This is a genomic window from Moorena sp. SIO3E8 (assembly GCF_010692445.1).
In the GTDB taxonomy this organism is placed as follows: Bacteria; Cyanobacteriota; Cyanobacteriia; order Cyanobacteriales; family Coleofasciculaceae; genus Moorena; species Moorena bouillonii.
Genome location: NZ_JAAHHM010000031.1, coordinates 13,897 through 30,503 on the forward strand (window position 1 = coordinate 13,897; position 16,607 = coordinate 30,503).

General features: G+C 44.3%; 11 protein-coding genes and 1 tRNA gene. 8 read left to right on the plus strand and 4 right to left on the minus strand.

The window, feature by feature from the left end:
- Positions 1–39: 39 nt before the first annotated feature.
- Both F6K46_RS15690 and F6K46_RS15695 read left to right on the plus strand, forming a co-directional pair.
- Positions 40–3,711 carry a hybrid sensor histidine kinase/response regulator gene (locus F6K46_RS15690; protein ID WP_293117153.1) on the plus strand — a complete coding sequence of 1,224 codons (3,672 nt, stop codon included), beginning with the start codon at positions 40–42 and terminating at the stop codon, positions 3,709–3,711.
- A 681-nt stretch (positions 3,712–4,392) separates the two neighbouring features.
- A complete protein-coding gene (locus F6K46_RS15695; protein ID WP_293058162.1) occupies positions 4,393–5,439 on the plus strand; it encodes a DUF2235 domain-containing protein in 1,047 nt (348 codons plus the stop codon).
- Positions 5,440–5,576: 137 nt separating this feature from the next.
- On the opposite strand, the gene F6K46_RS15700 is transcribed toward F6K46_RS15695, so the two are convergent.
- Positions 5,577–7,514, minus strand: a complete 1,938-nt coding sequence (locus tag F6K46_RS15700) for a glycosyltransferase family 39 protein (RefSeq protein WP_293058164.1) — start codon at positions 7,512–7,514, stop codon at positions 5,577–5,579.
- A 101-nt stretch (positions 7,515–7,615) separates the two neighbouring features.
- Here F6K46_RS15700 and F6K46_RS15705 point away from each other — a divergent pair, with 101 nt between their 5' ends.
- On the plus strand, positions 7,616–7,966 hold the full coding sequence (locus tag F6K46_RS15705; protein WP_075904980.1) for a DUF565 domain-containing protein: 351 nt from the start codon (positions 7,616–7,618) through the stop codon (positions 7,964–7,966).
- Positions 7,967–8,072: 106 nt separating this feature from the next.
- A complete protein-coding gene (locus tag F6K46_RS15710) occupies positions 8,073–9,158 on the plus strand; it encodes a glycerate kinase (protein WP_293058168.1) in 1,086 nt (361 codons plus the stop codon).
- Positions 9,159–9,171: 13 nt separating this feature from the next.
- Here F6K46_RS15710 and F6K46_RS15715 read toward each other — a convergent pair.
- Positions 9,172–9,243, minus strand: a tRNA-Gly gene (locus tag F6K46_RS15715).
- A gap of 433 nt (positions 9,244–9,676) precedes the next feature.
- Between F6K46_RS15715 and F6K46_RS15720 the strand changes: the two genes are divergently transcribed.
- From F6K46_RS15720 to F6K46_RS15735, 4 genes are all read left to right on the plus strand, one after another.
- A complete protein-coding gene (locus F6K46_RS15720) occupies positions 9,677–10,552 on the plus strand; it encodes an Npun_R2479 family HD domain-containing metalloprotein (protein WP_075904984.1) in 876 nt (291 codons plus the stop codon).
- A gap of 402 nt (positions 10,553–10,954) precedes the next feature.
- A complete protein-coding gene (locus F6K46_RS15725) occupies positions 10,955–12,025 on the plus strand; it encodes an ABC transporter permease (protein WP_293058172.1) in 1,071 nt (356 codons plus the stop codon).
- Positions 12,026–12,148: 123 nt separating this feature from the next.
- Positions 12,149–13,273 (plus strand): aldo/keto reductase, encoded by a 1,125-nt coding sequence (locus F6K46_RS15730; RefSeq protein WP_293058175.1) that lies wholly within the window; start codon positions 12,149–12,151, stop codon positions 13,271–13,273.
- Positions 13,274–13,700: 427 nt separating this feature from the next.
- A complete protein-coding gene (locus F6K46_RS15735; protein WP_293058177.1) occupies positions 13,701–15,506 on the plus strand; it encodes an ABC transporter ATP-binding protein in 1,806 nt (601 codons plus the stop codon).
- A 112-nt stretch (positions 15,507–15,618) separates the two neighbouring features.
- On the opposite strand, the gene F6K46_RS15740 is transcribed toward F6K46_RS15735, so the two are convergent.
- Together F6K46_RS15740 and F6K46_RS15745 are read right to left on the minus strand one after the other, a co-directional pair.
- The gene (locus F6K46_RS15740; protein ID WP_075904989.1) at positions 15,619–16,359 is read right to left on the minus strand and encodes a Uma2 family endonuclease; all 741 of its coding nucleotides are present in this window, start codon (positions 16,357–16,359) and stop codon (positions 15,619–15,621) included.
- On the minus strand, positions 16,283–16,528 hold the full coding sequence (locus F6K46_RS15745; protein ID WP_293058180.1) for a hypothetical protein: 246 nt from the start codon (positions 16,526–16,528) through the stop codon (positions 16,283–16,285). The genes F6K46_RS15740 and F6K46_RS15745 overlap by 77 nt, the downstream gene beginning before the upstream one ends.
- Positions 16,529–16,607: the final 79 nt, after the last annotated feature.

The window sequence follows — 16,607 nt, forward strand, 5'->3', positions numbered from 1 at the left end:
CTACTGTAGCGCTCAACCGCTGTTGAAGCTAGATTGGTTATGCCCATGCCTACTCCCAGTATCCAAAAATTTGCCCAGCTAGTTCCTGTTTGTCAAAGGACCTCTGAGTTGGCTACTCTGCTAGATATTTTTAATGGTTCAAGGCATGACTCGATTGTGGTAGTCAGCGAACACCAATATCCTGTGGGAGTAGTGAAGCTAAGGCAGATCATGCCTCACCTGCTCTCCTTAGCTAAGGTATGTAGCTCAGGAACAACAATGACAACTGGTTTTCTTCACAAACCACTATCTTGGGTAGAGCCAAACATCATTGAACCCATAACCATCCTACCAGGTAAGCTGAGTCTAAACCAATTCTGGTACTACCTACAAGACAATGGAAGTAGGGAGGGGGGGTTAGGGGAGTTGGGCAGCAACTGGGATAGAGAATTTAACCAATTCCCCATCCGAGATCAGGAACAGTGGGCATTAGTAGATGGGGACCAGAAATTTATCGGACTCCTTAACAGTTGGCTGCTGTTAAAATCATTAGCATCCACATTCACCCAACAACGTTCTGAATCGATAGTAAAGCGTACTCAACCCAAGGGACTGAACCCTAATCCCCTCAGGACTCACCACCCAGACTATCGATTAACAGCCAAGAGTTCTTGGGTCAATTCCCTAGGATTATCATCTCGAATCAACTCAGGACTGAAAACTCAGGAGGAAGCCGTCACTAAAACTCCCCAGTTCAAGGGCATTAAGCCATTAGTCCAACTGTTAGAACAACTGCCATTACCCCTAAGCATACAAACCTCGACGGGAAAAGTTTTAGCCGAGAATCTGACCTGGCGTGAGCAGATTGAGAAATCATCCGAAGGGAATCTGGCACATGCTAGCACCACAGGAACTAAGAATAGTACCTCTGCCCAGAAAAACCCTGGAGCTAGGGAAAAGATACCCTACCGTTCTTCTTACAATCGTCTGTTATCTAATGATGATGTACCGAGGGCAGTCAGTAAGGAAGGTTTGAACCAATCGATGGAACAGTCAATGGACTCGATAGACTTCAACTCGGGTCAGCCTGATACCCAGAAGTCCCCAACCTTCCATCACAAATCTGCTCCGACCTCTCCAGGACAATGGCCATTATCTGTGGGGAATGTTTGTGACCAGGGAGACAAAACCTCTCAACAAGCTGCTGTTGGGCAATACTGTGCTCTTGATACTCCCTATCAAGCAGCAACAACTATTCATGAGCGCGTGCTACTGTTTTCACAACCAGTGAAGAAAACCGGGGCAAACCATACCCGGTGCCGGGAAACCGCTGCACCAACTGACTTAACTCTTTCAAACAGCCAGGAGCAGGTATTCTCGTTTGTTAAAATTCCTCTGTCACCTTCTGTCGCTGCCCTTTGGGAGGGAGGACTAGAAACTGGCAGTGAGCCTAAGGTCGCTTTTGACTATTCGAGATCTCCAATCTCTAGGTCTGAGTCACCCAACTCTCAAGTATACCTAGTCTTGGCTCAAGATACCACAGAGCAACGACTTTTTGCCCAAGAACTGGCAGCAAAAAATGCTGATTTAGTGCAACTCAACCGACTCAAAGATGAGTTTTTAGCTTGTATTAGCCATGAACTGAAAACACCGATAACTGCGATTTTGGGTTTGTCAACTTTGTTGAAAGACCAAGCCCTAGGGGAACTCAATCAACGTCAATCCCGTTATGCGCAGTTAATTTATCAGAGTGGCCGTAAGCTAATGACCGTGGTCAACGATATTCTCGATTTGACCCGTATGGAGACTGGTCAACTGAAACTTACCCTCGAACCGGTGCCAATTCGGACTGTATGCGATCGCGCTTATGACCAGGCTCGCTCTGAGATAGACTCAAAACACTCGGAGGACAACAATCGAGATTATCCGACAAAATTCACCCTAGAGATTGAAGCAAGTTTAGAGATGCTGATTGCTGACGAGTTGCGTTTACGGCAAATGTTGGCCCATCTGTTTTCTAATGCCCTTAAGTTTACCGATGGCAGTGGTGAAATTGGTCTGAAGGTCAATTGGTGGCAAGGTTGGATTGCTTTCACGGTCTGGGACACTGGCATTGGTATTCCTGCCGATAAACAGCACTTGATCTTTCAGAAATTCCAACAGCTGGAAAAGCCTTTGACTCGTAGCTTTGAGGGGACTGGTCTGGGATTAGTCTTAACACAACATCTAGCTCACTTGCATGGTGGAGATGTCTCGTTTATTTCCAAGGCAGGGGTCGGTAGTCAGTTTACCCTACTCTTCCCCCCCTGTCCTCCCCACGCTTCATCTGATCAATTGGACAATTGGGATGAGCAACTATCAGAGATTGCCCCTACGGCAACGTCTCACCCCCCATCTTCGACGCCCAACCGTTTAGTGTTAATTGTGGAAGCTGTACCTCTTTACCTGGAAGGATTGACGGAACAGCTCAAGAGTTTAGGCTATTGGGTAGTGGTTGCCCGCTCTGGTACAGAAGCCATCGAAAAAGCCCGCCGTTTACAACCCTATGCTATCTTACTCAATCCCCTACTACCAAAACTTTCTGGTTGGGATGTCCTAACACTGCTAAAGTCGGATGCCCAAACTAATCACATCCCGGTTTTGGTCACAGCCACCCAGGCTGAAAAACAGCAGGCAACCCACAACAAAGCTGATGGTTTCTTAAGTTTGCCGGTACAAGAGGAAGCATTACGAGAAAACCTTTCTCGCCTGGCTAAAGACGAGAGTAATACCAGTAGTGTGCTAACGATTCTCTATCTCAATCCTGGTGATGGGCGAAAAGGCTATTATGTAGATTCCTACCAGAACTCTGACTCGTCTGCACTGACTGATGAGTTAACTTCACTATTGAGTCTAGAACACTTAGACCTGAATTATCGGGTACTCGAAGCCGATGATTTCGATCAAGCTGAGTTATTGAGTCGGGTTTGGAATCCAGATGTGATTGTATTAAATGGTGCTCGACTGATCAACCCTTTAATATACTTGAATCAGTTTTCATCATATCCTTCCTTGAGTACTTTACCACTAGTAACCCTGGATCACCAAACTACAGAAGCCGCTAATCAAGTAACTGGTCTTTCAGTCTATCCCTGTTTAGCACCAAATAATCAACAAAAGATGGCTGCCATACTGCAAGTCATTCAAGTGGCCGCTGGAATCAGTTGCAAGCCTACCATTTTAGTGATGGACACGGGGGAGCAGAGAACAAAGTTTAGGGGTAATCCGTTACAGGTTAACAGGTTGAACGTTGAATCGTCTCACTTATCCTACGGATTTTCTCTGGGAGGAAAATCATCAACATCTTGGCTACAGGCACTGATTCAATACTTACAAACTGCTGGTTATTCCAGCTTACTCGCCTGTTCTTGGGCAGAAGTATACCGTCAAATTCAGGGAAAAAGTGTGGACTTGCTGCTGATTCGATTAACAGATCTCACTAATCCTTTAGAACATTCCCAAGGATTGATAACTCTTGCTCAATTACCAGAGCGACCACCAATTCTGGTTTTGGATCATCGATTAGACGCTAAGCAGCATGATCCAGTAATCAAGAGTAGTAACAGTAGTAACTCCAATTCTCAGTTGGAGTTGCTGCTGAAGAAAATTGCTACTCAGATTGTACACTGGCATTCTCAGTCAATGACCCAGTTATTAAAGCAGATTAAGCAGGTCATGAACCCAACCCTTTAAAGGGGTGGCATGCACGTCGGTCATATTCTCTGACACCGTGATTATCCATCCAGTCTTCGAGACACTTGTTGCGAACAAAGCCAGCCGTGGGGATCATCTAGTCAATGATGGCAAACTGTTTTGTTAACCTCCCTATTTTGCCTTCAAGTACAAACAAGAGCAATTCCTAACTATCTGATCAGGAGAGTTTACCATAAGGATGCCCTGGGCCCAATGTGTTGGTTGCTCGCAATTCATCCCACCGCAAATCAAGGATTATGGCGTGAGCCTTCTTTCGAAATTCAAGCTAATATGGAGAAGACATCTCCTATCCACCCAAAGTCATTTTGATTTCTATCACGTTTTCCTTAGCATTTATAGTTAATCATAGTTAATATTTGTTGCTAATTAATAGCTTAAGGGTTAATTACTTTTAAGAAAACTAATTCAATTTTTGTAAAAGCAAATTAAAAATAATAAAAATCAAAATTGCAACGGTAAACAAAAAAACTATAAACGGTTGACAAAAGGATGATTAAATAGTAATAATTTTTCCAAAAATCAGTGCCAACAATAGTATGGCTTATGGTTAATGAATGGAGCGAGCGCTTGATCATCTGAGTTGCTCGAAAGTATTTACTTTAATTTAAATAGTTTTAAAGAGTAAGTAAGAGTAAGTAAGTTTTTTAAAGGAGGTAGACCATGAAACGTCTTGTGGTATGTTGTGATGGCACATGGCAAGAGTTATCAAGTACTTACCCAAGCAATGTGGTTAAGATTTCTCAGGCAGTTAAACCATTGGGTAGTGACGGAGTTTCACAAATCGTATTCTACGATGAGGGAATTGGCACAGAAGACTCTCTCAAGAGCAAGCTTTTCGGTGGGGCTTTTGGCAAAGGGATTGATACCAATATCCAGGATGCTTATCGCTTTCTTTGCCTGAACTACGCTCCTGGTGACGAAATCTACCTGTTCGGTTTCAGTCGTGGGGCTTACACCGTGCGCAGTCTCGCTGGAATGATTTATAACTCAGGCTTGCTATCTCGGATTGAGATCGATAAAGCTCCGGAAGCCTACGAAATGTACCGCTCTCGGGATATCAAGCCTAATCACCAACAAATGGTAGCATTCCGCGAAAAATACGGAGAAAGTGTCCCCATTACCTTGCTTGGCTGCTGGGACACCGTTGGTTCCCTTGGTATCCCTAATTTATCTCCCTTTTTGCGGTTTGACAAAAGGGTTAACAAGAGGTATAGATTCCACGATACCTCTTTGAGTCCGATTATTGAGCATGGGTTGCACGCTGTATCCATTGATGAGCAGCGCAAAGTCTTTGACGTCACGCCAATGGACAAAAGCCACCTTTCCCAAACCCAGGTTGTTCGTGAAGTATGGTTTCCAGGGGTTCACGGCTCCGTCGGTGGTGGCTCCCAGGAGCAGAGCGGCTTGTCCGACGGCCCACTGCAGTGGATGATCGAGTCAATCGGCAAGATCGGTCTTGGTCTTGAGTTTGACCCAAGCGCAATTCCCACTGGTATCAACCTTGACTATGAAATTGATTTCAACAATGATCTGGGTCTATTCAAGTTCACAGGGCGCAAGCTACGGGAGATTTCTGATAACTTTGATGACCTTCATGAGAGTGTAATAGAACGCTGGATGAGGCGGCCCGATTATCGACCGAGCAATCTGGCTCAAAAGCACGGCTCCAGACTAAATCAACTATTAGAACAGAAGCAACAGAAGTAGAATAATGATGTCAATTTTGGTTGGTTGACTAGTCAACAGCTAATAATTAGTAATTTGTTATTTGAATAAAATTGTGAAGTATGAAGTATGAAATATGAAGTATGAAGTATGACGTGGGTCGTGTCACAACTGAAGTTTCAATTTTTAATTTTAGAGTTATCAACAAAAACTTGTTTTGAAACCCGAATCAGTTTATAGGGACCAAGACTAGCTAAGGTAGTATATTGCTCAGGTTTTAGCTTGGCTTTCTTTAGCCTTTTATTCCTAGCTAACATCAAAACTGAGGGAGGTGAAGGCTGAGTCACTGCTATTTCTTTCATGTAATTTCGTGCTTTTTTACCTTTGCTCATGTAGGTGACGGGTTGCTGGGTGTAAAAAACCACACTGGGTTTTTTGAAACCAATCATAATCAATTCTTCTGACGATTGCTTTTCTTGAACAGCAATGGCAGATAATTGCCGTAGGGGTAATTGACGCACTTGATCCACTAATAAGAAAGTCGGGGTCAACACGAAAATAAGAAAGGCTAAAAATCCCACTAGGTTGACTATCCATAGCCCAAACAACCAACGTCGCCACAGCAACAGTGCTGCTAGAATAGCAGTTAAACTCCAAATAATACCTCCCCTCACCATTAAGCCGGATTCTTGCAACTGCTCCGGTAAGTTGGGTGCTGCTGGTCCACTACCGATATATTCCGGAGCCAAGAAAATAGCAGTGGCAAGGGCAATTAACAACAAGAGGTTAAATAGGCTACTGAGTAGCATGGATGGGGAAAGGGGCAGAGGGCTAGACCAGGAAAGGTTACTAGTATGGGTGAGTTGGTCACTCCACAATAAAGCCAAAAGAATGGCGGCAGCTGGAATTAGGGGTAGAACATAGCTGGGTAGTTTAGTGGCAGCAATGGTAAAAAAGCCGAAAATCCCTACAAACCAGAACAGAGCAAATAAACCCAAATGAGTAGAACGGGGTGAGTTACGCCACCGCACCCGCCGCCAAAATTTTAGTCGTGCGATCGCAAAGGGTAAGTAGCTCGACCAAGGGGCAAAAGCTACCAGTACTACTGGAAAATAAAAATACCAAGGCCCAGCGTGGCGGTTAACGGTGCGAGTAAAGCGTTGAATATTGTGATATCCAAAAAACGAGTCGATATAGGCTTGCCCATTGGCTAGGGTTACTAATAGATACCAAGGTAGTGTCAGAGCCAAAATAATCAAAATGCCTTTAAATAAGCACATTTCCTGCAATACTTCCCTGCCATTGCCCAGGTAAAGCAGAAAACCACCAATAATTAGTGTGGGTAGAACGATACCGACTGGTCCTTTGGTAAGGATAGCTAGAGCAATGAGCACATAACAGGCTAGGTACCAACGGCAAGGGTATTTGTGAGGGGGTGAGGGGCTTTTAGCAACAGTTGTTTCGCTGTTTCCGAGCTCCTGTGCTCCTGTGCTCCTCTGGTTTCGATGGGCATACCCTAGAAAAAAGGTTAGTAATGCACCCCCTACACAGCCGCTGAGTAGCATATCTGAGACACCAGTTCTTGCCCAGATAATGGTTTGAAGATTCACTGCCATCAGGGTGGAACCAATCCAGGCACAGAGCCACAACTGCCGCTGGAGATAGGAAGGGTTGATTTTGCTATCCCTGTGCTGACTAGAATCTACATCAGGAGTAAAGGCAGCAGGACGGGAAATCCCATAATATCGTAGGGTGTAAAAGCCTAATCCAGTTAATGCGATCGCACTCAGGGCTGACGGCAGTCTTACTGCCCATTCATTCACCCCAATCAACCGGTAACCAATTGCCATCAACCAGTAGATTAGGGGTGGTTTATCAAAGCGAGTCTCACCATTGAAATAAGGGGTAATCCAGTCACCTGTAACCGTCATCTGGCGAGCGGCCTCAGCAAACAAGGGTTCAGTTTCATCTACTAAACCGATGTTGCCCAAATTCCACAAAAAAGCTAGCCAGCTGATCAGGAGTAACCACAGAATAGAAAGTGTCCATAGGGTGGTGGGATGCTGTTGCCAAGATTGCCACCAATTTTTAAACCTATTAGTTAATTTAAACTTCATCAATGGGCTAGGGGGTGATTGAGGTCTAGCAGGCTATCATGAGTCCAAAAGGGATAGCATGGTCTACAGGTGTGTTATTCTTGTTTAAATGAGTGTAGTAGATGCAGAATACCCGTCTTAATAATTTAGTTGATTTTTTATCGACGCGGCTGGGGCTATGGTTTGCTAATCCCTGGCGACGCCTGTCCATGATCCTGATTAGCTTTCTGTGTGGCTTCTTGGTAGGACAAGGCCTGTGTACTACAGCAGGAACTGGCCAGGAATTGATACTATCTGGGATGTTGATTATTTTTACAGAACCACTTAGCTGGTTGATTTATAGCGGTAAATTTCCAAAAGGTAAATCAAATCAAACCGTTGACCGGGTTTCATGGTTGGCCGATCTAGTCAATTGTTTTAAAATTGGTGTGGTATACAGTATGTATTTAGAAGCGTTCAAGCTTGGCTCTTGAAATAGTAATCAGTTATTAATCAGTTAGTAATCAGTTTGTAATCACTATCACTGCTGAATCCTTAGAAGGGAGATGTCCCATGCAACTACTGACTGAGAAACGATAAATGATAAGAGATACCAAGAGCGTTGGTCCAATTCTAGAGCAGTGGGTATCAGGACAAAAACCAAATCCCCTTGAATGTCAGCAACTGTTGGCTGAGGAACTGGCTGATCACCAAAAGGCAAAGGCGTTTGGCATCACAGAGGATAATGGTGAACAGGTAATCCAAGCGCGATCGCATTTGTTTGAGATAGTCTACCCAGATATTCTCGCTCTACCGTATTTTGAAACTACTCCTGAAACACAGCAAAAGACTCTCTTATGCCTCTGGAACCTCTGGCTTCCTTTAGCCATGGCGTTGGTATCCTATCGTAAACAGTTGGGACGTCCTTTGATTCAAGGCATATTAGGAGGGCAGGGCACTGGGAAAACGACTCTAGCCGCAGTCTTAAGTGTGATTCTCCACAAGCTAGGCGAACGCACTCTCAGCCTGTCTATCGATGACCTCTACAAAACCTACAAGGAGCGACAACAGCTTCAAGAACAAGACCGCAGGCTGATCTGGCGTGGTCCCCCTGGAACTCATGATGTTGAGCTGGGTTTACAGCTATTAGACCAATTACGATCCCCTTCCTCTACCCCAGAAATCCTCGTGCCTCGGTTTGATAAGTCAGCTTTTGGGGGGGCTGGAGACCGAATCACTCCAGAGGTGGTCGAAAGTATTGATATTGTATTGTTTGAAGGGTGGTTTGTTGGGGTTCGACCCATTGAGCCAGAGGTGTTTGATGGCTCCCTTCCAGAACCGATTCAGACCCTGGAAGACCGAGAGTTTGCTCGGGATATGAATCAGCAACTGAGGCTTTATGTACCCCTCTGGGAACGATTAGACCGATTGATGGTACTCTACCCTACTGACTACCGCCTCAGTCAGCAATGGCGACTACAGGCAGAGAAACAGATGATTGCTCAGGGTAAGTCAGGGATGGGAGATAGACAAATTAGAGATTTTGTTAACTATTTTTGGAAAGCTCTCCATCCAGAATTATTCATTACACCCCTGACTAGAAGCCCAAATCTAGTAGACTTGGTGGTTGAAATTAATTATGACCACACACCTGGTGTGATTTATTCACCAGGGGATGCTGGTTAGCATGGATCCAACAAGCGGGTGATCGGACTCGAACCGACGACGTCCAGCTTGGGAAGCTGACATTCTACCACTGAATTACACCCGCAATCCTTTAACTAATATTTAACTATTATTTAACTATCATTGGTATTGTAGCACTTCTTAATTGGGTCAGGTACTTGACCCGATTGAAAATTGCTAAATGAAGTCCCCTTAAATACCTATCATAAAGAAGATTGAGAGGGAGATGGGGCAGATTTTTATTAAGGTTAATTACCTCGACAGGATCTCCTCGGGGCTTTCAGCTTAGCTAGCTTTTTGGTAAGCTGTATACAAATATAAGCGTTCCCCATTGCTGCTGATATAGCGCCCAAGGATTACCCAGTTTAGATCTGAGAGTTTAGATCTGAGGCGTTAACCCTAAGCGACCGATACAAAAGGTTAAACTACCAAAAATTGAATTCTACCAAACTAGTAAAACTAAGCCAGTGTCATGGGAATACTGGAATAAGTCTTAGCATTTAAGTCAATCAAAAATCATGTTTAACACCACTGAAATTCTAATTAACGCCTTTGTTATAAGACTCCGGGAAGGCTACCGCCGAACTTACGGGGGACTCAACCCTGACAACGAAGATATAATTGCTTGGGCTGGCAGCATGGCGATGGAAAATATTGCCAACAGTGATGCGCTCTATCACGATGTGGAACACTCCATTCTAGTTACCCTCGTCGGACAGGAGATTTTGCGAGGCAAACATATCCGTGAAGGTGGTGTAACTCCTGATAAGTGGTTACACTTTATCATTTCTTTGGCATGTCATGATATTGGCTATGTTAAAGGAGTATGTCGCCAAGACCGAGAAAATGAACGACTCTACGCTACTGGTCAAAATGGGGAGATGGTTCATTTACCCCAAGGGTCTACCGATGCTGCTCTGACTCCTTATCATGTCGATCGGGCAAAATTATTTATTGATGAGCGCTTTGGTGGTCACAACCTGATTGATGCCGAGTTTATCAAGCGCAACATTGAACTGACTCGTTTCCCTGTGCCGAAGCAAGGGGATCATCAAGATACAGGTAACTATCCTGGATTGATTCGCGCCTCTGACTTGATTGGTCAACTGAGTGACCCACGCTATCTCAAAAAAACTACTGCTTTGTTCTATGAGTTTGAAGAAACTGGATTTAACAAAGCCATTGGATACCGCCATCCTGGAGATCTGCGGGAAGGCTACTCTAAGTTTTACTGGAATGGGGTATATCCTTATATTCAGGATGCCTTACGTTACCTATCCTTAACTCAGGAAGGTAAACAAATTACGGCTAATCTCTTCTCCAATGTGTTTGTGGTTGAACACTCAGAAAATCATAATGGAATGGTGAAAATGACACAAAAAATTAATGTATAGCAGTTACCAATGGTGTGAGGTACTTAGGGTCTTGGGTTTTAGGGAACAGGGAATAGGGAATAGGGAATGGGAAATAGGGAATGGGAAATAGGGAATAGGGTTTTAGGGAACAGGGAATAGGGAATGGGAAAACGGGAATAGGGAAAACATCATGTGTACCTCATTACTATGAAAAATGCTATATAACCAGAAGCTATTAAAGGTAAAGGCTTCCCGGTGAACGGTGTTGGGTCAAGGGTGTTGGCTCAAGGATGGTTGCACCAGATTTCGATACCATCTTATTAGTATGGGGTATGGGCTTGCACATAGCTAATGCACGGACGCCCATACTAATATCCATGCTTTTAAGACCTATACTAAGTAAACGCGAGGTGCTTTTCGCCCTTTCGGAGTCAGAATCCTATGAACTGGTGGCAAAAACTTACCAAGAACCCTCTCGCCCGTTTTGGGGCATTGCTACTATTGACGTTTTATCTAATTGTCATTGCAGCAGATGTTGTTGCTCCCTATGATCCTTATGTGTCTCAGCCAGATGGTTCCCTGCTACCACCTACCAAGATCTACTGGCGTAACCAGCAAACCAAACAGTTTATTGGTCCCCATGTCTATCCCACAACCCAAGGACCAACGGATTTAGAGACAGGCGATCGCAAACTAAATGTAGACTGGCAAAAGCCTTCCCCAGTGGGTTTATTTGTTCCAGGTCGAGAATATAAGTTGTTTGGAGTGATTCCCTTCAACCGTCACCTGTTCGGTACGGTGGGTGAGGGTAAGATTAATCTATTAGGTACCGATGAGCAAGCTCGTGATCAGTTTAGTCGCTTGGTGTATGGGGGTCGGATTAGTCTTAGTATTGGTCTAGTCGGAATTGCGATCTCCTTTCCCCTTGGTCTAATCATTGGGGGAATTTCTGGCTATTTCGGTGGCTGGGTCGATGGGATCATCATGCGTCTGGTAGAAGTTTTGATGACTATTCCTGGTATTTACCTACTCGTCGCCTTAGCTGCTGTGCTACCACCTGGTCTAACTAGTGCCCAACGGTTTTTGTTAATTGTTCTGATTACCTCGTTTATTAGCTGGTCTGGCTTAGCACGAGTGATCCGAGGACAGGTGTTATCGATTAAGGAGCGGGAATTTGTCCAAGCTGCCAAAACTATGGGAGCCAATCCCTTTTATATCATTGTACGGCACGTTCTGCCCCAGACAGCTTCCTATGTGATTATATCAGCAACCTTGGCAGTTCCTGGTTTCATTGTGGCCGAGTCGGTGCTGAGTTTAATTGGGTTGGGAATTCAGCAACCGGACCCGTCCTGGGGAAATTTGTTGTCTTTGGCAACCAATGCCTCAATCATCGTGCTACAGCCTTGGTTGATTTGGCCCCCAGCACTGCTGATTATTCTGACGGTGTTGGCATTTAATTTACTTGGGGATGGGTTGCGGGATGCTCTCGATCCCAGAAGTTTACAGCGCTAGCTATTGAAATACTCAAGGGGATGGGTCGAGTCTGGAAAAATCCTTTTTTTCTGGGTTCAATCATCAGCCTTGCTCCCCTTGAGCGATAACCCTTACCACAATAGTCCGAAGGCAATATTTATTATGTCTGTGAATAACTATTACACCCTTGGTCGTTCTGGATTGCGCGTCAGTCGCCTAGCTCTTGGAACAATGACTTTTGGCACTGAGTGGGGCTGGGGAGCAGACCGTACAACCGCCAAAACCCTATTTGATGATTATGTTGAAGCAGGTGGTAACTTTATTGATACCGCCGACCTTTATACCAATGGGACGAGTGAAACTTGGTTAGGAGAGTTTATTGCTGAGCGTAATTTGCGGGACTTGATGGTGATTGCTACCAAATTTTCCTACAACGGAGAACCTGGCAATCCTAATGCTGGGGGCAATGGACGTAAAAATATTATGCGTGCAGTGGAAGGGTCGCTCAAGCGTTTAAATACTGACTATATTGATCTCTATATATTACATACCTGGGATAGAATTACGAGCGCTGCAGAGGTGATGCGTACCCTAGATGATCTAGTTCGCTCTGGTAAGGTGCGTTATATTGGTCTTTCTGATGTTCCTGCTTGGTATGCTTCTCGTGCGCAAACTATTGCGGAGTTAAGAGGGTATGAAACGTTATCCACGCTGCAATTAGAATATTCCCTGGTAGAACGGAATATTGAAAATGAGTTTGTCCCTTTTGGTACAGAACACGGTATGGGAATTATGGTGTGGAGTCCCCTTGCTAGTGGTTTACTCAGTGGTAAATATCGCCCTAGTGAAGATGGTGGCATGGGTGAAGGTCGCTTAGAAGCGATGAAAGAGTCAATTAATCCAGCTTTTCAAAAGTTTAGCGATCGCAATTGGAAAATTGTGGCAGAGTTAGAAGCTGTAGCAACAGAGGTAGGACGGAGTATGGCTCAAGTAGCAGTAAATTGGGCGGCTAACCGACCTGGTATTGCTTCGGTGATTATTGGTGCGACTAAACCCCATCAGCTTCAGGATAATCTACAGGCATTAGATTTTACCCTGAGCGAGGAGCATTTAATGCGTCTGAATCAGGTAAGTACTCCAGAATTAAAATTTCCCTATAGTTTCTTTGGTTCAGAAATGCAAGCCATGCTTCATGGTGGGGTTACCGTGGGTGATAAACCTAAAAACTACTATCCCGTAATTGAAACTAGCGGTGGGGGTGCGGGTGTTGATAGTGATCCTGAATAAATGGTAGTGATAAATAGGTAGTGACCCCAAATTATTGGGGTCTTAAATAAGTAAGTTTTTATAGCAACGGAAGTATAGTTTAGGACATACTATTCTAGTGTAAAGGGAGCAGGGAGCAGGGAGCAGGGAGTAGGGAGCAAGTAAAAGAAAGATCTCCTAAGCTTTGCTTCGACTGCTATAGTAAAATTTAGATTTTAAAAAACATACAAAAATTAGTTTTTTATAAATAAAATGCTTAGGGTTTGATTAGGCAATCAATACATGTTTATAACTACAGGTTTGGCGACGATAAAGACTGTCAAAAAGACTTAGTTTCGATAAAAAAATATTTTTTGTTTCTTTATAATAATCGACAATTCTTTGTCTGTTTCTTTACAGTCCATGTGTCAAGACAGTACCAGTTAGAAGAGACATAGGGACTGGGGACATGAAAGCATTATCACTGGAAAGTGTTACGGCAGCATCTAATCTACCGAAGGAGTCACCTCCTCAAGAGTATCGCAGTGAGTATCCCTTCCGGACACTACTTTATCTCTACCGCCAAGACCTAGGTAAAATCGGACTGTCGATGGCGGTGTATGTGATCAAACACAGTCCGGAATGGATCAGACCATTGGTGATTGCTAATGTGATTGATATTATTTCCAACCCAAGCATTCACCCACTGTCGGAGTTATGGATTAATGGTGCTATCCTAGGGATTTCTGTACTGCAAAATATCCCCACCCATTACTTACACATCCGGTTTATGAGTCTGGCGACTCGCAACATGGAGTCGAATCTGCGCTCACTAATCACCCAGCAGCTGCAACTGCTTTCGATTGGGTTCTACAAAAATAACAGCAAGGGAGCACTACAAACCAAACTCTTGCGGGATGTGGAACAAATTCAAGGGTTGGCAACAACCCTGTTCCAGTTTGTCCCTGCAGCTATGCTAACTATCTTAGTAGCAATTGTCGCTACTGCTATTCGTGCTCCTTGGTTTCTGCTGTTCTTCCTGGGAACTGTTCCAGCAGCTGTGATTTTGATCTCGATACTCAGACGACCGATTCGCGATCGCAATTCTGCTTTCCGGCAACAACTAGAAGAAATGGCAGCTAGCTTAATCGAGATGATTCAGCTAATCCCAGTCACACGAGCTCATGGTGCTCAACAGACTGAGATGGAACGGATTGATGGCAAGTTAGTGACGGTCAAACAGGCAGCGGTGCGACTTGACTCGATTAACGCCATCACCGATTCTTCTTCTTGGGTAACCCTACGGTTATTCAGTCTGGTTTGCTTGATCACCTCAGCCTGGTTAGTCTATACCAAGCAATGGGCAATCACAGTGGGGGATGTGGTGTTACTGACCGGCTATTTTGATTCCCTGACTAGCTCGATAGTGCAAATTTTAGCTGTATTGCCACAGATTGGCAAAGGTTTTGAATCCATTCGCTCAGTGGGTGAAATTATCGAGTGTCCTGACCTAGAGCGCAATCCTGGTAAGATAGCTCTGCAACAGGTGCGTGGTGAATTCACCTTTGAGTCGGTTAGTTATAAGTATCCCGATACGGAACAGTTTGCCATTCAAGACTTTTGTCTACAGGTCAATCCTGGGGAAACCATTGCCATCGTCGGACCATCCGGAGCCGGAAAATCGACCTTATTAAGTCTGATTATTGGTTTCATGGCTCCCACGACCGGAAGAGTTTTACTAGATGGTACAGATATGAGTAGCCTCGACCTACAGACCTATCGGAAATTCCTGTCAGTGGTTTCCCAGGAGACTATCTTATTTGAAGGTACGGTGCGAGAGAATATTGTGTACGGCAGTAAACAATTGGATGAAGAACAGTTAATCAAGGCGATTCAGGATGCCAATGCTTTAGAATTTATTCAGGAATTGCCCTCGGGACTTGATACTCTAATTGGGGAAAATGGGGCAAAACTTTCTGGTGGTCAACGGCAACGACTAGCTATTGCTCGTGCTTTAATTCGTAATCCACGGGTGTTAGTTCTCGATGAAGCAACATCGTCTCTAGATACTGCTTCGGAAGCTTTGATTCAGGACGCTTTGGAACACTTGATGGAAAACCGCACAACGTTTGTGGTAGCTCATCGCCTATCAACGATTCGGAAAGCTGACCGGATTGTAGTTATGGAACGAGGGCATATTGTAGAAGTTGGCAATCACGCTCAACTGCTGGCGAAACATGGAACCTATACACAATTACATTCATTACAGATCTAGCAGTTATCAATGGGGTGAGGTACTTTCATTATGGGTTTTAGGGAACAGGGAACAGCGGATCTGGGAACAGGAAAAAAAACCTGTGTATCTCATAGCTATGAGAAATGCTATATCACTCAGGCAAATCACCAAACTGTTCTCGATAACGAGCTAACAATGACTCCATTTGAGATAATTGCTCCTGAGCTTGTTCCTTTTGCTGACATTCTTGTTCGGCTCGTTGCTTTTCGAGTTCGGCTGCTTCAGTAGGGGTAGGAACTAGTTGTCCTTCTGCGGTAAACCAACGTAATTTTGAGTCATAAATTCCCAAATATAGTGCCAACTGTTGACTCCACAACCAACCTTCTTGATTAGGCTCAAGTTCGAGATAACAACCATCTACCAAGTGGAAGCCCTTCAATTCCAGGGTGTTGGGGTCAAACCAGAAATAGTCGGGAGTACGGAATGTATCCTGGTAGATTTGTTTCTTTAATCCTCGGTCCGTATCTGCCGTGGTAGGGGAAATAATTTCTACAATCACATTCGGATACTTTCCCTCTTCTTGCCACACTACCCAACTGTTCCGAGGTTTGCGCTCAGTTTGCAGCACCACAAAAAAGTCAGGCCCACGAAATTCTTCAGACTTACGTTGTCGAGGACTGTAATAAATAGTCAGATTTCCCGAGACATAGAAATCATCACGCTCATCCCACAACCACTCTAGGCATTGGATGAGTAGGGTCATTTGTAGTCGATGTAGATCAGTTTCCAAAGGTGGTTCGTCACTGAGTAAATCCCTAGGGGGAAATATAACATCTTCCGGTACAGTTGTTGCAATTTCTGTTGGATTTTTTAATTCTTGAGTCAAAGACATGGCGGCTAGGTTCCAATAAGTAGGTGGTACTTATAGCAATTCTACAACTTGTGAGGTACAAATTTATGGTTTTTAGGGAGCAGGGAGCAGGGAGCAGGGAGCAGGGAGCAGGGAGCAGGTAAGAGGGAAAAGGGAATAGGGAATAGGGAAAAAATAATGTGTACCTCATGAGTCCTATAAACGCTATATTAGTCTAGATTATCATCATTAGAGCGAGTCAAGTAATCTCTTAAAAAAGTTTACAAAAC